The sequence below is a fragment of the Pseudoalteromonas luteoviolacea H33-S genome, assembly GCF_001625695.1.
Classification (GTDB): Bacteria; Pseudomonadota; Gammaproteobacteria; order Enterobacterales; family Alteromonadaceae; genus Pseudoalteromonas; species Pseudoalteromonas luteoviolacea_B.
In genome coordinates this window covers 1-17,433 of sequence record NZ_AUXY01000109.1, presented here as the reverse complement: position 1 = coordinate 17,433, position 17,433 = coordinate 1, and the positions used below count along the sequence as shown (strand labels likewise).

At 38.8% G+C, this 17,433-nt stretch carries 10 protein-coding genes; 5 read left to right on the top strand and 5 right to left on the bottom strand.

Annotated features, from left to right (window positions below; genetic code table 11):
* The first annotated feature begins 344 nt into the window (after positions 1–344).
* Positions 345–2,561: an ATP-dependent nuclease gene (locus tag N477_RS21700; RefSeq protein ID WP_063363213.1), complete on the top strand. Its 2,217-nt coding sequence runs from the start codon at positions 345–347 to the stop codon at positions 2,559–2,561.
* A gap of 2 nt (positions 2,562–2,563) precedes the next feature.
* A complete protein-coding gene (locus tag N477_RS21695; RefSeq protein WP_063363212.1) occupies positions 2,564–4,360 on the top strand; it encodes a UvrD-helicase domain-containing protein in 1,797 nt (598 codons plus the stop codon).
* Between the two features lie 213 nt (positions 4,361–4,573).
* On the opposite strand, the gene N477_RS21690 is transcribed toward N477_RS21695, so the two are convergent.
* From N477_RS21690 to N477_RS21675, 4 genes are all read right to left on the bottom strand, one after another.
* Positions 4,574–5,887: a hypothetical protein gene (locus tag N477_RS21690; protein ID WP_063363211.1), complete on the bottom strand. Its 1,314-nt coding sequence runs from the start codon at positions 5,885–5,887 to the stop codon at positions 4,574–4,576.
* 205 nt (positions 5,888–6,092) lie between these two features.
* Positions 6,093–8,165 (bottom strand): KAP family P-loop NTPase fold protein, encoded by a 2,073-nt coding sequence (locus tag N477_RS21685; RefSeq protein ID WP_063363210.1) that lies wholly within the window; start codon positions 8,163–8,165, stop codon positions 6,093–6,095.
* A gap of 227 nt (positions 8,166–8,392) precedes the next feature.
* Complete coding sequence (locus N477_RS21680) at positions 8,393–9,997, bottom strand: esterase-like activity of phytase family protein (RefSeq protein WP_063363209.1); 1,605 nt, start codon at positions 9,995–9,997, stop codon at positions 8,393–8,395.
* Positions 9,998–10,178: 181 nt separating this feature from the next.
* Positions 10,179–11,264 (bottom strand): EAL domain-containing protein, encoded by a 1,086-nt coding sequence (locus N477_RS21675; RefSeq protein WP_081216552.1) that lies wholly within the window; start codon positions 11,262–11,264, stop codon positions 10,179–10,181.
* Between the two features lie 504 nt (positions 11,265–11,768).
* Here N477_RS21675 and N477_RS21670 point away from each other — a divergent pair.
* Together N477_RS21670 and N477_RS21665 are read left to right on the top strand one after the other, a co-directional pair.
* Positions 11,769–12,734: a hypothetical protein gene (locus tag N477_RS21670; protein WP_063363208.1), complete on the top strand. Its 966-nt coding sequence runs from the start codon at positions 11,769–11,771 to the stop codon at positions 12,732–12,734.
* A 126-nt stretch (positions 12,735–12,860) separates the two neighbouring features.
* Positions 12,861–15,461 carry a PKD domain-containing protein gene (locus tag N477_RS21665; protein ID WP_063363207.1) on the top strand — a complete coding sequence of 867 codons (2,601 nt, stop codon included), beginning with the start codon at positions 12,861–12,863 and terminating at the stop codon, positions 15,459–15,461.
* 119 nt (positions 15,462–15,580) lie between these two features.
* Here the strand turns inward: N477_RS21665 and N477_RS21660 are convergent, their stop codons facing one another.
* A complete protein-coding gene (locus N477_RS21660; RefSeq protein ID WP_063363206.1) occupies positions 15,581–16,051 on the bottom strand; it encodes a DMT family transporter in 471 nt (156 codons plus the stop codon).
* 297 nt (positions 16,052–16,348) lie between these two features.
* Here N477_RS21660 and N477_RS21655 point away from each other — a divergent pair, with 297 nt between their 5' ends.
* Positions 16,349–16,663 carry a hypothetical protein gene (locus tag N477_RS21655; RefSeq protein WP_063363205.1) on the top strand — a complete coding sequence of 105 codons (315 nt, stop codon included), beginning with the start codon at positions 16,349–16,351 and terminating at the stop codon, positions 16,661–16,663.
* The last annotated feature ends 770 nt before the right edge of the window (positions 16,664–17,433 follow it).

The window sequence follows — 17,433 nt, the reverse complement described above, 5'->3', positions numbered from 1 at the left end:
TAAGTTTTAACTTGATCTATCAGATTCGATTAGTAGGATTCAGCAAAATATGACAGTCACTTAAGTGTCAACATTGGACTTTGAGGCGTAACTCGTTCCTGCCCCAAAGCGTGTTTTGTTAATTTTTAGAAATTTTAAAAGACGAAATTCACTATACAACAACTTATCTTTTAACTCTTCTATTTACGGGAAAGTACAATTAATTACCAGTTGTGTGAAAGTTGAATAGATATTCTCCCGTGTGATAAAAATAATCCTCGCTGTATACACTTCATGGTATATTAACTATCGGATGAATTAGGCAGCAATATCATGTTGAGTACCAGTAAGCAAAGGATAACAAAGTGCATATTAGTAGATTAAACCTAGTTAACTACCGTAATTTTAAGAACGTCAAACTTAACTTTAATAAAGGTATCAACACTGTAATTGGCGAGAATGCATCAGGTAAGACCAACTTATTTCGTGCAATGAGATTGCTGCTTGATAACTCCATGCCTAGGTCGTCGACAAAACTGTCTGAGGGTGATTTCTGTAGATCGCTAGGTAGTTGGAAAGGTCACTGGATTATTATAAGTTGTGAGTTCGATGATATTTCTAGTGATGAAGCGAGCCAGTCACTGTTCCTCCACGGAAATGGGAACATTGAAGGCGAAGAAGAAATAGTAACCAAAGCAACTTATAACCTCATATTCAGACCTAAAGCTCATATTCGCCAAGCTATCTCAACAATCACCGAAGGCGACACTACAGCGTTAGAAGAGTATTTAAATGATATCTCAATAGATGACTATGAAACGGTTTTAACTGGGAAAAGTACTGCGAACTTTGCTGATCCAGAAGTATATAAAGCTATTGTTGGTGACTTTGATGCTGTTGTTTTTCCGAATGAATTAAACAACCCAGAAATTGGGATACGACTACCATATATCCTAAATATGCCGAATGAGGTTTCATTCACTTTCATCAAGGCACTGAGAGATGTGGTTTCAGACTTCCACAACAATAGAACAAACCCACTGCTAACACTGTTAAAAAATAAATCGGGTGAAGTTTCCCAAGAGGATTTTCAACCAATAGCTGAGTTGATTGGTACTTTGAATGAGAATATTGAAGGACTAAATGACGTTTGTGATGTTCGAGATGACATAGCATCAACGGTAGATGATACAGTTGGAGATACGTATTCTCCAAATTCAATTTCGATCCGCTCAAGCTTAACAGATGATTCAGACCAGCTATTCCAATCCTTGAAGCTTTTTGTTGCAGAGTCAAATGATGAGCATGAAGGTGCTATTCATGAAATGAGCTTAGGTGGCGCTAATCTTTTATACCTCACATTAAGAATTTTAGAGTTTAAATATCAAAGAGCTAATCAATCAATCGCAAATTTTTTATTGATTGAGGAACCAGAAGCTCATATTCATACGCATATTCAAAAGTCATTATTCGACAACATCAAATACGAAAATACTCAAATTATATATTCGACCCATTCATCACATATTTCAGAAGTTAGCAATATAAAAAACATGAACATTATTGGTCTGGTAGATGGAAACTGTGAGGTTTTCCAACCTGCTAAGGGGCTAACCAATGAGCAAACTGGCTTCGTTCAGCGTTATCTAGATGCTATTCGAAGCAATCTATTATTCGCGCGAAGTGTCATTCTAGTTGAAGGGGATGCAGAAGAGATCCTAGTACCAATTTTGTTTAAAAAGTCAACAGGTATAAGCTTGGATGAAATGGGAATTAGTCTTGTCAATATAAGAAGTACAGGATTCGAAAATATCGCAATGCTCTTTAATGATGAACGTATTAGGAAACGTTGCAGTATTATTACTGACCTCGACTCTGCGTTTTTTGATACTGAAATCCAAGAAGAGGATAGTGAGCCTTTAAAGAAGAAAAAGAGAAAAGCTAAAGGTTCAGAAGAGTCAGGCGCTAACCGTAAACTTATACTTGATGAGTTCTGTGATAATAACTCTTGGTTAAGCCCTTTCTATGCGGAACACACCTTTGAAGTGGATTTTATTAAGTCTTCAAATAGCGTATATCTTAAAAATGTTGTTGAAGACGTTTACGTTGATCCAGCAACAAGAATCACAGCCAAGGAAGATCTATCTAATGCAGATATCGCCATATCTGGGATGAGGGCATTAACAATGGCTAATCATCAAGGTAAGGGCTGGTTTGCTATTACTCTTGGGAAGGCGATTAACTTTAAAGTAGCAATTCCAGAGTACATTCTTGAGGCAATCCGATTTGCACATGGTGAATTTAATCCAGATCTTACTCTTAAAATACTAAGCTATCGATTTAAGTCTATTAAGGAGCATGTCGCTGAAGGTAAAAAGTATATAAAAAAAGCCGAGGAGGATGGAGACATGGAGCTAAAATCTCGGTGTGAATCTTATCTGCTACCATTGGAAACAGGTATCGAAGTATTTGCGCCCAAATGGGATGTATTCGATTCGTCTACAGGTGATATCAATGAGCTTAAGGCTTCATTTATCGCTGATTTCCCAACAGAAAATCATCATTTGTTAGAAAGGATTTAGTGATGTTTGTATGGGATAAAGATGATCTTAATGATGATCAAGTTGATGCTATTCGACAAGCGGGTAATGTATTCCTTGAAGCATGCCCTGGTAGTGGAAAAACACGAACATTAACGTACAAAATAGCTCTTGAATTGTCTAAGTTGACCGATGTAAGAAAATGGATTGTGGCCATTACATACACGAATCGTGCTGCTGATGAAATTCGTGAGAGAATAGAGCTGCTAGGAGTTGAAACTTCTCAGCTATGGATCGGGACGATCCATTCTTTTTGCTTGGAGTGGATTATAAAACCTTATGGGGTATACCATGACAAGCTTAAAAACGGTTTCAAAGTCATTAACTCATATGATAGTGAAGAAATTATAACCAATATTTGTTTTGGATTACAGCCTCAACAATATATTACCTACCATCAATGTTCGCACTTTTATACACCAGCAGGCCTAATCATTACGGGAAGTGGTGGGAACTTAGCTACTAATGTTCTGGAAGCTTATCATCAACATCTAGACAATAATTGCCAAATAGATTTTGAACAGATATTGTATTTCTCTTACGAACTTTTATGTAATAAGGCTGCTATATCAAAGATATTATCTAATCTTTTTTCTTACTTCTTCATAGACGAGTATCAAGATACTAAAGAGATACAGTACTCAATAGTAGCTAGCATTATGAGAGCTAATCCGAGTAATATGACAACATTTATAGTAGGAGACCCAAACCAAGCCATATACACATCATTAGGTGGTTATGCAATATCTCATACGGAACTTGAATCTTTAACCGCAGCTTCATTTACTCCAATGTCTTTGGATAAAAATTATAGAAGCTCCCGAAAAATTATAGACTATTATAGTAATTATAATGTTCGCCCTAGCGCAACTAGTGCAGAAGGTAGTGAGAGGGATTATCAGAGTACAATAACCTATGATCAAGTCACTCACAAAGATGACTTAGTTGAACAGGTAAGTCGATATATAGAACACAACATTGAAAATTGTAATATATCAGAGAGTGAGATTTGCGTCATTGCTCCTTGGTGGACGCATTTAGCCGCGTTAACTCGAAATTTAGTGAGTCGATTGCCTCAATATAGTTTTGATGGCCCCGGTTTAGTGCCCTTCTCTAGAGATATTGAGAATTTTTGGTATAAGCTTACAAGAATTATTCTCACGGAGCCTTCCCCTAGTATGTATGTAAAACGTCTTAGGTGGGCATCTGAAGTTTTATATGATTTAGAAATAGCAATGGTGGACATAGGTCCATTCACTTCGAAAGAACTCCTAAAATCAATTAACTCAGTTTCAATTGACGAGGTAGACGGAATTACTTACCTCTGCTCTTTCTTCGATGAGGTATTCGAAAGTTTAGGGGTTGATTATTCTCTTTATCCAATGCTGCAAGAGCACTATGAATCTTTCTTGAGTAGTACAGAAGATCGAATAAACAGGCTCCGCAGAGAGAGCGAGGAATTTGCTACAGATATAGAAGCATTTCGCAAAGCGTTTAAGCCGAGAAGTGGGATAAAAGTTTCTACTATCCACGGGGTTAAAGGTGGTGAATATGACACAGTTATATCATTCGGTTTACTTGAGGGGTTAGTTCCTAATTTTAATGACTCTTCGGTGGAGAGTGCTAAGAAGCTTCTTTACGTTATTGGCTCTAGATCAAGGAAAAACTTGCACTTGATCTCTGAAAGAGGGCGAATGCAAGGCCGTAGCCCTAATCAAACTGAACGTACGTCCACTGAAGTTCTTCAACGCGTGCAATTTCCTTATGATCATTTTGTATAGGACTAAAAGTAATAAGTTTAGTTTTGCGCAAGCTCAGCTTATGCGAAGCTTGCGGTTTAGAGCTCCAGTACTAACTCATTAATGTCCAAAAACGAGCTAGAACGACAGTCTGCTTTTCGCTCATAGCAGACCTAATCAACTGTACGATTTGATCGAATCAATAAGTTAAAAATGTCAGATCAGATATGAGCTACTACAAATAAGTTTCAGAACCTAAAGCGTTTTATCTTTGTTTGCCACATTGAGTGTTTGAAAAAATGCATAAGCATCAAACTCAGTGCTTTGAGATAACTGAGTCATTGAATTTACCAGCTCGCTCGATAAGTGTGGTTGTATGCCATTTATAAACGTTGCCACAGATGCGGGTTTACCTGATTCTATTTGTTGATTAAAACTCTGCCATGTATCAAATATATCGAGTTGCTTGCCTTTTTTTACAATGGCGTGATTGATTTCATTTATAAGTACAAGTCCGCAATTATAATGTAATCGCGAGTTAGATTTTACAGCGCGGATGTAGTTGGGCTCTTGTTTTAACCCTTCAAGACAATGACGCTGTGCACTCAGTATTTTTTCAGATAGCAAGCCAGTATTGTTTGCCACGTTTGCAGACGCGACTCCCGCTAAAAATTCAGCAGCGCCTTCATGTAGCCATGCTTCTGATGGGTTTTCAATGTCAGATCCTTGCTTTTGATAAAGGTGCGCTACCTCATGGGCAAAAAACCAAAAAATAGACTCACTATTCACTTTTTCGATGGCTTTTTCTCCATACCAATGCAGGAAAATTTGATCAGATAAGGTGCCACCTTGATGACCATATCGACCGTCATTGGTTTCACTAAATGAAGCGAATAAAGCAGGTCGATAATCTAATGTGCCCATTTTATCAGCAAAGAAGTCCATCAATTTAGGCAAATCTTTTTCAATGTGCTTCTTTAAGGTTGGAGGTAAGCGGCCATCAATTAAACTGACAAAGTGCGCATCTTCAATGGGGGCTTCATGACCAACATAGATCTTTTGACCACTGTCTTTGCCTATCCACTGCACGTTATTTTTATGCACTTTGCCATCAACAATAATATGGTTGAAAGGCGCTTTAATCGCGATTGGCCATGTGTTGGCATTGTCAGCACACACTGATGCACAAGCAAAAAAGCGCCCTGAATGAAGTAACATGCCTTCATCTGAAAATGGCGAGAATGGGGCATATTCCTTTGGTAATGGTGTGTAGGTTGGTGTGAGTTTTATTTTGACCTCAGTGAATGGGCGCCCATCTTTTCTAGAGACACTTTCTTGGCCAATCTCTTTGTTAAAACTTATTTCATAGTGTGAGTTGTCGGGCTGCCATCTTTTCACTCTTGAGTTATCGGGTGTTCTATTGAATACCAGCTTATTTATTGGTGTATCAACGTGATAGGTCACAGTCCATGTGTTATCTCGATGCTTTTCGATGTGCGTAAACACTTCGGCACCAAATAGCAGTGGAGAGAATATATAAAGTATGAATAATATGCACTGTTTAAACACGACAACGGTTCCTTCATTTTACTTATTGATGTGGTTTTTATTTTTGTATTTTTAAGACATGATTAAGGATAATGAGTGTATGATAAATTAACCCTGAATATTATGCGTTTTCACTGGTTTCCTGAAGCGAAAACCTTCACGATAAGGCCGAATAAGCCGACCTTATTTTATCTTTATTAAACAGTATTAATTATCTAGTATGACATTACTTTTTTGACGCACTGGAAAGTAAAATGGCAACGGTTTTGAATAATGTGTCGACAAGTTCTTTTTCCTTGCCTTGATCTGATATGCGATAATTATCAATTTTTTTATAAATATAAAACATTCCTTGATTGCCTGTGTCCTGTTTGTACTCAAACTCAAACTCAAAGCCATAGGGGGTGTCTTTACCATATTTGGTATTGAGCTCTTGAGTTATACCTTCCCAGTCTTTAGTGATGAACTCAAAGGTCTCTAGATGTATCTGTATCTCGAGGTCGTAGGTTTCAAAATCAAGATTTTTTGACTTGATCTGCTCTTCTTCAGGCGACGAATTATTTTTAATTACTTCGTCAATGAGTGTTTGTACTTCTTGTGAATTATCAATTTCTTTAGCACTATCTATGTCATGGCCTTCTACTTGGTTATCAAGGCAATCCTCATCATTTGGATGGTAAAATGACATATACCCCGTAAATTTAACGTCTAGGCCTTTTACCCTTGCGTCAACACTAAGTGCTTGATAAAAGTATTCACAATGTTCATCATGATCTTCAGGAATTTCATCTACCTCAAAAATCAAGTCGAAGTCTTTAAATCTTAACCTATCACATAATCGTTCAAAAGCTTCCTGAATTGCGTCTATACAGTAATTTTGATGAGTATTATAGCTATTACTGTATAGCTCTATATCGGGTGGGTCATATAAAGACAGCCTTTTAAACGTGGCAGTGATTTTATTGAATTCTTCTTCATTGGTATACCCGCTTTCATCCGTGTCAAGAATATCATTAAAGGTAGTGAAAAAGCGGATCATATCTCGCTCTCGGCCAATCAGCTCATTACTTGGATCTCGAATGATAGAGAGAAACTTTTCATCGATGAATGATAGCTCTTCATCTTCTTCAGGAAAGTAGTAATTGTGGCTAGCAAGATGATAGAAAACATAGTTATTTAGGTTCGCAAGCAGAAACTGATATACCGGATAAAAAGCACTTTGCAGGCATGACATTGCAAAAATAACCATATAGGTATCTTCAGGCGTTTCTGTCTCGTTATCTTCTGTCGCAGTTTCTGAATATAGAATGACATACAGTGAAATAATATTGATTAAACGCTTAATCGATCTTGGATTGAGGCCGACTGAGTTGAGTACCAAGTTTTCTAGGTGCTGCATGTTCTTTTCGCTCAGAGGTTGCATATTAATGCTACCAAGCAGCTCAGTTAAAAACGCTCGAGTATGTGTTTTATATTCAATAACAGGCATTTGAAAGGGCAGTTGAATGAGCTTGTCGAAAAAGCTTTTACCACTTTGCGATGAACTGATATTGGTGGTGCCATATTTTAGTTCTACTCCCCGTTTTACCACCTCAAAATCGAGTGCAAGTACAAATACCAGATGCTCAATGTCGGTAAATAGCTTAATTGTTTCTAAAAGCTCGATGGCGTTTTTCGGAGGAATACGGTCTAAATCATCGATATAGACGATGATCCTATCAAGTTGATGCGTCTCTATTTTATTTTTTACTTCTATGGCGATTTGCTCTTTTAAATTCGCAATTGCTGAGGTGCTCGATATCCCGGATTCTTGTGCATGATTGTCTTGTTGGTTGTTTGCGTGGTTTTCAGATTCAGCAAGGATTTGTGAAGAAATGCCCGCCGTGGCGTAGTTCGCGGCTACTTTTGCAGCGCCAAAAGCCAATGGTTTTATTGTCGATAAGAACATTGCTGCTTTGCTTGGGGCATTTTGTTCACCTTCATCGTGGTCTGAGAGTGAAGATATAAAGGTTTCTAGAAACAAAATAGGCAGGTCGTCACTGCAATTGAACTGTGAAAAGACCCAAGTATTAAACCAAACCTGATCGACTGGCACGTCTGACTCAATTAAATCATGCTCTATCATGCGCATTAAGCTTGTTTTACCGGTTCCCCAATCACCTTGAATTGCGATGGTCATTGGTGTAGCACAGTGCTGTATAAATTTACCAAGAGATTTTGCGTATGGGCTAAGGCCTAAAGCATCATTAATTACATTGGTGTGTTCTTTGAGCGGGATATCTTGAATGGCAATTGACATATACTACTATACTACTTCCATGATTTTTATATAGATATTATATGTTTAAAGTCTATGTGTCAGCCGTGATTTTTCATTATTTATTTTAGGTATACGCATATTTTGGGCTAATTAAATTTATTTTTATCAAGATAAAGTTAATCCTGAACGTGTGAGTAATGAACATATTTAAAGTGAGTTATGATTGAGCGGTATAATGGGGAAAGCGGCCGCAGCCGCGAGTCATATTATTTATCTAGTGCAAGGTTTTCAAAAAAGTAGAGCGTATTACTATCTACCATTGATTTTGTTGCATCTAAATATTTTTGTTCAAGTACGCCATCTGTTGACCATGTCGCAAAGTCATCATCATTAAGTACAGCTAAGCGACTATTATCGATTAACCACATGCCTTCAAGCTTATCATGAGGATATTGGACTTCTTGTATGAGATCTAACACCAATGATTTACTGACGGGGGTTATCCCATGTGTCGTCAGTGTTTCCCAACCTGATGTTAATACTGCTTGCTCCAAAGTTTGTCCAGCAATGAGTAACCCTAAATTATCGTCCTGTACCAGAGTACTGTTCGGTGTGATTTGCTCTAAATTGGTGGCGTCAGTGAAGTCGATTTTGTAGATGCGTTTCATCGCGTCTGGCGTTTGTCCATAAAAAGCACCGTCACGCTCAATCACTAAAAACTCGGTATTTGACAGCGCTACAATCCCAGAGTTTGAATTTTGCGCTTTTTCTTGCTGGTAGAGGTATTGGCCAATTTGTTTGGTTTTTAAGTTAATTGTAACAATGCGAGTAATATCGAGCGCTTTGACCGCGTTGTCAGGGTTGTACATGGTTGATTGCATAATACCGACTAGGGTTGTTTCATCAGGGGTCATTGCGAGTCCTTCCATACCGCGATTTGCTCTGCGTTTTGCATACTCGTGAGGCAGTGTGATAACTGTACGCTCGTCATGAGCAAATGCATTGATGCGCTCTATTTCCTTACCCTCATTATCAAAATGGACAATGTGTGGACCGTATTCATCACTCACCCAAAAGCTACCATCAGATAGCGCCACAAGGCCTTCGCCATCAAGTCCATAGTTATCTAACTTTATAGGATTTTGTGTTTCATGATATGGTTGACTTTGATCTACTAGGATAGGGTTTCCATCTACTGTATAAGGTGTTTCGCCAGTGCCGCCTAGATCAGACGCGTTTGGTAGTCCGGAGATTGGCGTGCCATCAGGACGCTTAAGTAAAATATTTCTCAATTTGACCACAGTTCCAGAGGTTGTCAGCTCAAATAGGCCAATCCTAGGTGTGTAGTCAGGTGTCGGAAATGTTTTTCCTTTACCATAATCACCGGTGTAAGTTGCATTAGGGCCGCGGTCGGTCAGCGCGTAAAATTGGTGCTTGATACTTGGATGAGCCACCATGTCTGAGCCATAGCCTCCATTTCGGATCTCGAAGCGACTTCCTGCAATACTGCCGTTTTGTAAATCTGTTCTGAGCGCGGAATGAGGCAGTTTACTACCTTGAGCGTTAATTGGTGTAGGTGTACACACATAGTTGGTTTGGTTTACTTCTGAGTCATCCAAAAGACTGTTACTGTTTATATCAACTCCTGAGTGTAAGGCGATGCCTCCAAAAAAGCATTGGCTATCTGCCATGCTCAGTTTTTGTTGATTTACGAGGCTGACAAGACCTGCTTTACCATCTGACCCTGACGTGCCATCAGCGCCATCATTACCAGCTAGGCCGTCTAACCCATTTTTGCCATCGTCACCGCTACAAGCGCTCAGAAATACCATCAGTGAGCAGGCTATTAGGCTCAAATTCACCTTCTTCATTTTATACTCCATGTTTAATTGTGTGCGCAAAGGCATCGTTTGATTGGGACTGGCGCTAGCATATATTCGGTACATCAAGAATTTATGACATCGAAAAACAGAAGAAGACGGAACTGTAAGCGATAAAGGGCATCAATAAGCGTAATCATAATGACGTTATAAATGCCGTTTAATATGTTGTTTAGTCGGGAATTTTGACAGGGCTGGGCTTATCGAAAAAGTAACCTTGAGCTAAATCAACGCCAATGGATTTTGCGATGGATAGTTGATTTTCATGTTCTATGCCTTCGGCGAGGACCTTTCCTCCATACTGGTGTACAGCTTGGATCACTTGTTTTAATTCACTGATGATATGTTGATTGTTGGGTAGTTGACTGATGATGGTAATACACAGTTTTGCGACATCCGGTTTTGCGATATTGATTGTCTCTAGTTCAAAAAAAACACAGCCAACATCATCAAGCCAAATTTGATAGCCAAGTTGACGTAAAGAGGTCATTTTTTCTTGCAAAGATGCCCAATCATTAACGGGTACATGCTCCGTTAATTCGAGGCAAATATACTCTGGGAAGGCATGGTTGTGCAGGAGGTGGGTGACATGTTCGCTAAAAAGCAATTTTGGCGATATGTTAACCGTGAGCATGCAGGGTTTTTGTGTACTGCACACTGCCGTGTGTGTATTAAGATGTGTTTGTAATGCGTGTAATTCAACCTCATCTTGTTGTCCATTGGCCAAGGCTGCGTCGAAAAGCTTGTCTGCTCGGTGTAAGCTTGAATCGAAGGGGCCTCTAATGAGGGCTTCATAGCCAAATAGACCTTCGGATTGAACATGCTGAATGCTTTGCCAGTAAGGCTCCAATCGGTTGTTTGACAAAATATCGTTAAGTTCAGTTGCACTGTCTGAATAAAGCGTTTTCATTACACAGTTTTTGTTTGCTCGCATCACTTCATGGCTAGAGCTTGCATGAGGGACAGTTTGCGCACTCACTTGAATGTCTGAGCAACGGACTAATGAAGTGTCTACAAGCTGATTTAATTCATTACATAGTCGTTGGCTAATATGGTGAGCTGCATGATCACTATCATCAAATTGGTTGCTCTCAAACCATAATTCAGCTTGCATGAAATTGTCTTCTAATACTGTCACATGACTCGTTTTTTGAAGGTTATTGACTAGTGCTTGCCAAATACTCTTGCAGGTCTGTTCACCTAATCGGTCAATGATAAAATGCCACCCACAAAGCGTGATTAAAATTTTTGTCTTCAAGGCATGCTCCAAAGGTTACATCGTAATTATTATGCTTATTTAATCTGATTGTATCTTGCAGTTTCAAAAAAATACATTGTGGACTGCATAATTATTCATGACTTTATGATGCCTGTGGGAATATAACTACGCATATAAATATTTATCTTGTTAACGAGTGTGTAAGGTTGTTTACATTAATGTACGTGGTGGGATTTTATATTATAAATGTTGCATATATGTGTGGTTATTCTCTCTGTAGTTATGCTGCTGTAATGGATATGGTTTTTATGTGTTTTTTACCCCTATCTGCATGAAAATACTTGAAAAACTTTAATCTTTTTTATCTAATGCGCGCCCATGGATATGGGCCATAAGTACAGGGATAGAGTTTTTGCTTTAGGTGGCGATTTTCGAACGCTGCAAATTTTGCATGTCCAATATTCCTTTTACTTATTAGAGCTCAGTTCCCTCGTAATTAATAAAACAACATGAACGTTGAATAAATGCTATTGGGAAACAGCAATGAAATACTCTCTCGCTTTGTTTGGGCTATTTAGTAGTGTCGCAGTGAATGCGGATACGACAGTGAATGCAGAACCTCTTCCTTCTTTCAGTGAAATCAGACTTGGGTTTGAAACGATAAATTATAATGAGTCTTTGTCTGACGTGGCAGGATTCGGTGAGCTTTCTCAGTCAGTGTCAGTGACAAACCCAACAATCAGACAACTTTCTTATACAGGTATTGATGATAAATGGGGATACTACATTGGAAGTGCGGCGACCATCGCAACGTCTATTGACTCAGAAACCTGGTCATTAAAAGACTTTGGCGCTATTCAAAGCAATGACTTTAAAGTAAAAGCTAATGAAATAGCCTTTACGGGTGCATACAACTATACGCCAGCTATGCAAATAACCATGGGGATGCGAATTTATACTTCAAGTTTTACGCGTTCGAACTTTAAATTTGTTAATCCTGGTGCTACCCGTTTTGATCAGGCGCTACAGGATTTACCTAGAGATGAACATGATCCCGTCGCTCGTTTCGATCTACCTGGACAGGCTAAAGATGGTGACGACCTATTGCAGAACAACCCAGCCTCCATTGTTTCTGTGGTATCCGTAACTGAAGATCAAATGGGCGTACTTGCCTCTCTGGGCGCACGATACGACAGTAAATTATCAAAATCTTTCGAAAACTTGAGCTGGTATGCGGAAGGCGAAATAACGGTTCCTGTTTATAGCCATGTGCAAAATACCAAATTTGAAACAACTTCTCTTACAGATAGCTTCAATGGTTGGGGTGTGATGGCCAGAGCTGGTGTGCGATATCAAGTTGCTGAGCATATCGCGTTTATGACTGGTATCGATACTTACTATAAAGAAAGAAGCGCTGTCTCAGAAGAAGTCAATGGACGTAGATATCGCGTGCCAAATACTGAGTACTCGAACATTTCTATTACTGCGGGTTTGCAGTGGAGCTACTAGTTCTAAAGTAAATTTTAGACTGGTTCATTTTGACTAAGTTACACAGTTTATGGACGTGACTGCTGACAAGCATATGCTTGTTAGCAGCTGGAAAAACAAAATAACAATTTACATTAAGGAAGTAACATGCAATTGCATGCGTTTAGGAAATCTCTTTTAGCAACATTAATTACCTCTTCACTGTTAGTCGGCTGTGGTGGCAGCGACTCTGAATCTTCTGCTCAACCGAATGATAATGTTGCATCTGATTCAAATAATACTAATAGCTCTGTTACAGACACTGGAAGTGCTGAGACGGGTAATACCGAGGGTAATACCGAGGGTAATACCGAGGATAATACCGAGGATAATACCGAGGATAATACCGAGGATAATACCGAGGATAATACTGATCCCGATGTTGTAGTTGAGCCTACTGAGCCTGAGGTACCTAAAGTTAATCAAGCTCCTGTTGTAAGCATTAATGGTGAAAATGAGGCTTTGGAGCAAAAAGTATTCACGTTAACTGCAGAGGCAACAGATCCAGATGGAGATGAAATCACTTACACTTGGTCTCATGATTCTGAGCTCGCAATCTCTATGGAAGGCAGTGATGCTGCGACGTTGTCCGTAACTGTCCCTGATATTGATAGAGACCATTTAGTTAACTTCACTGTTTCGGCAACTGATAGCAATGGTGCAATGACGCAAAGCTCGATTGCAGTGACTGTAAAACGTAAAGTCTCTAGCGTAACAATTACCGGTCTTGTTACCGATAAGCCGATTGTGAATGCGCAAGTTGAAATTAAAGTTGGTGATGAAGTTTTTAACACCTCTGCAGATGGTCAGGGTGCATATTCTGCGCTAATTGAAGTTGATGAGAGCCAAGTAGATAAGCTTGTGACAGTATTTGCCAAAGGGGTTGATACGCAGCAAAGTGTCAGCTTTGTTTCACAGCTTAGTTCTATCCAGTCTTTGGTTGAGCAAGCTGGCGAAGACGCAACGCTTGATAGCTCAGAAAACTTCTCTGTAAACGTCACTAACGTTACGACGGCTGAGCATGTACTTATGGCGTCGTTTGATGATTTACTTGAGTCTGATGAAGAGTATTTAGCAGCACTTTCGAGTGTCGATGTTCAGAAAAAGATAGAACTAGCAACCTTAATTAAAGTGTTCGTCGACAATGATGATATTGATTTACCTGAAGGGGTTGAGTCAACGTTAGATCTTATTGACGATGACTTATCAATTAATCAAGCACACACTATTATCACAGAAAAAGATCCGACTCTGTTTGATAAAACAAAAGAAGCGCTTGAAAATGATGAAGACCTAATTGACCAAGATGTGGAGTCACTTAGTGGTGCATTCATCTTACAATACTTACACAACTACGATAGTCCTGCGACGCACATTAATTTAACTGAAGATGGCAAAGGTCAGCTTACTGCAATTAACACTGTATCAGTAGAGCACTGGGAGCAGACTGCAAATGCTGTCACTATAGAGCTTTCAAGTTCATTAGCAACCCGTAAAGTTAGCTCTGATGAAGGCATTGAGTCCATTTATGTCAATACTCTGAACTTAACTGTGTTAGGTGAAAATGATGCCTATAAGACAGTAGAAGTGGAGGAAATTGGCGATAAAGTTTTAGGTAATGGTCATCGAGTTGCTCACCATAACAAGTACATTACTAACCTAGTCTCTAAAAGTGACATGCCGTCAATTGATGTAGAAGATTTGACGCAAGGTATGTGGTACTTAGACCGCTTCCAAAGTGATGAGAGTGAAGGTAACGAAGGTTATGGTATTTTCGAGTTCGAGGCTGATGGAAAAGTATTCGAAAACTTCCCGGATTCAGGAGAGCGTGAAGAGCTAGCTTGGCGCATCGCAGATGACGGTGTACTTGAACTTATGTACCCAAGAGATGACTCAGATGAAACCGGTACCGTGCGTTTCTGGTTTACTAAAGAAATCGCTGGTGGCTATGCATTCGTCTCGTCAGATAATGAGCACCCTGATTATTCACATACTGAATACGGTATCTTCATTCAAGAACAAACAATTGAAGAAGAAATAGACTTTACAGGGCGTTGGACTGGCGAAGTCGGCAGAAATACAGAGAACTTCGTTTTCGATTTATTTGAAAATGGCACGTTAAATGTCAATTATGGCTCTAGCAACTTCACTTGGGCTTCAAGCTTCATTGCAACTGAAGGCCAAGCATTAGACTTTACTTTAAACAGTGAACCACAATCTGTGACATGCTCTGATGCAGAAAGTCTATGCTTAAATGTGGAAGGCTTGTCTCAGCGCGTACTCGTTGCTGAAAACGACATGGTTGTACTTGAACGAGAGTTTACTGAAAACCACGCGAGTGGTTATCAAGAAGAGAAAAGAGAACTGGTCATCTTAAAGCAAGAAGATGATATGGAATTAGATGGATTTAATAAAGAGTTCTTCAGTTATACTCGCACTTACTTCCTTGATCCATCGATGCAACGTAAGGACGATAAAGTAATACTTGAGCCGAGCATTGTTGATGGTAAAAAAGTATATACACTGGGTATATTCGGTGAAACACACCAAGTTACTCTCGTTGACGGACAAATGCGTTTTAAACTAGATGACAAAGACTGGACCTTCGAGTTATTAGATTATTCACAGCAGGGGGTTACAGTTTGTGAATATGAAGTAGGTCAATCTTGTGAAACTGAAATGACGTGGTTATTTGCCAAACCAGAATAAAGATTTTTACAGTATTATGTAATACGTGTATATCATGAAAAATCAAAAGCGCGCTCTAAGTAATAAAGCGCGCTTTTTTATGTGTAGTAATATTTTCTGCTTTTAAGCTTACCTGCCAATTAGTTTCTTTGTGGCTTGCTGAGTATAAGCAAGATCCCAACAACCATAAACACCACCCCAGCTAGTCTTTTAGCATCTAACTTAAACTGGGTCATACCAAAAAAGCCAAAGTGATCGATCAATGTCATTGCAACCAGTTGGCCAAGTAATACAAATGTAATGGCGTTGGCAATGCCAAACCTCGGAGCCACCCAAGTAATAGTTAAAATATAAAACATGACAAAACATCCACCGAGATAAAAATACCAAGGTGTATCTTTAACAAAGAGTGATTTTGGTATGCCATTGCTACCAAATAAGTAGATAAGCGCAATACAAAACCCGACAAATAATAAAATCGTCGCAGCAAGCGCCGTGTTTTGTAACTTATTACCTAATCCACCATTTAAGGCAGCCATGACTGGGATCCCAAGCCCAGCCACAAACATGATAAGCGCGTATAAAACAATACTATGTGAGTTTTGTAGCATATTTTAGACCTATAGATATATATTGATGTGCAGATGTGCCTGTAGATGAAGGCGTATTTACTTTTAAGAGAGACATAAGAGACTCCTTTCGGGAATTTGTTGTTAACATTTGTTTGTGTTTTTTTGATCAACTAATAGCTTTCAAAGAATGTGGCGAGTAAACATTCAGCATGTTTTTATAAGTCTATATGAAAAATTTAATTAAATTAAGGTTTGGTTAATTTCGTGTTTATTTTTAGTTGACCGCGTGTGTGTATTAAAATATCTTTAGGTTGTTTTTTAATAAGGAGAATTAAAATGATAAAATCAAATAAAATAATTAAAACCCTAGCTGCAACATCTCTACTAACGGTCGCTTCTTTTTCGGGTAATGCTTCTACAGGACCTGCTATAGAGTCTACTAATCCAACAGTTGAAGTAGTTGCTTCATCAAGAAATGTAGTAGCGACTATGTGTGTATATGAGTCTATCAGAGGGGGCGGTCCAAAAGGTTTCCAATTTGAGGTACGTCACGACGGTAGGTTTACCTGCCGAGGCCCAATAATGTTTCCAAACGAATTTGGTGGTGCCCATGTCTATGCCTTAGTGAGTTCATATTATATATATGGATAAAATCTAATGTGATTTGATATTGATTGGTTTTATTCTATGTTAATAAAGCCAATTTTTATGATTTTAACTTATGGTTTAACCTCACTTCCATCTCTTAAAAGTGTATCTAAATAATTATTAATCGTTTTTAATTTCACCATAAAGACACCATTTTTCGATGCAAATGCGTTTACCATATGGATAGTGGAAGCCGCTATTGAGAGTAAGAGGGTTTAAGGGTTTTTCCGTCAGCTGACTAATATGGCTAGTAAAGGAGTCATGCACGGGAGAACGTGTTTAAATGGAGTATATTGCCTTAACCTATCTAAAGGTCAGTACCCGAAATCTTTAATATCTTCCCACCCAAGGATCATAAATAGAGCATAATATAGGGTAAGCGACCTTACTCAATTGGTGAATATCGTCTAATGATTCAAGGTGTTTGGCTGAATGCTAGCAGACTCACTATTTTCTAGAGTTTTAAAATTAGGTATAAGCTCATATCTGACAATACAAAATAAGTTTCAATATGTGTTGGTTATAATGCATTCTCGTCTCAACCCATAGCCTGCGCCTATCTGGTTCTTAACTTATTAAACTTGTGCATTTTACTGCTATTTTTTAGTGTGAACTTGGTCGTTCCTCGCGATGATTATGTATCCCCTTGATTATAAAGTTAGATGGGGTGGTCTGCATGGCTAAGTACCTCAGAGTTGAGCTCGGTTAGTTATTGCCCTTCAAGGTATAAACTATTGAAAAGGGGTTAAATGCAGGGCAAGAGCATGAAAAAT

Excerpts from the sequence above, each read along its gene's own strand:
- N477_RS21695 (WP_063363212.1), top strand. The coding sequence starts at position 2,564 with ATGTTTGTATGGGATAAAGATGATCTTAATGATGATCAAGTTGATGCT.
- N477_RS21685 (WP_063363210.1), bottom strand. The coding sequence starts at position 8,165 with ATGTCAATTGCCATTCAAGATATCCCGCTCAAAGAACACACCAATGTA.
- N477_RS21680 (WP_063363209.1), bottom strand. The coding sequence starts at position 9,997 with ATGAAGAAGGTGAATTTGAGCCTAATAGCCTGCTCACTGATGGTATTT.
- N477_RS21670 (WP_063363208.1), top strand. The coding sequence starts at position 11,769 with ATGAAATACTCTCTCGCTTTGTTTGGGCTATTTAGTAGTGTCGCAGTG.
- N477_RS21665 (WP_063363207.1), top strand. The coding sequence starts at position 12,861 with ATGCAATTGCATGCGTTTAGGAAATCTCTTTTAGCAACATTAATTACC.
- N477_RS21660 (WP_063363206.1), bottom strand. The coding sequence starts at position 16,051 with ATGCTACAAAACTCACATAGTATTGTTTTATACGCGCTTATCATGTTT.
- N477_RS21655 (WP_063363205.1), top strand. The coding sequence starts at position 16,349 with ATGATAAAATCAAATAAAATAATTAAAACCCTAGCTGCAACATCTCTA.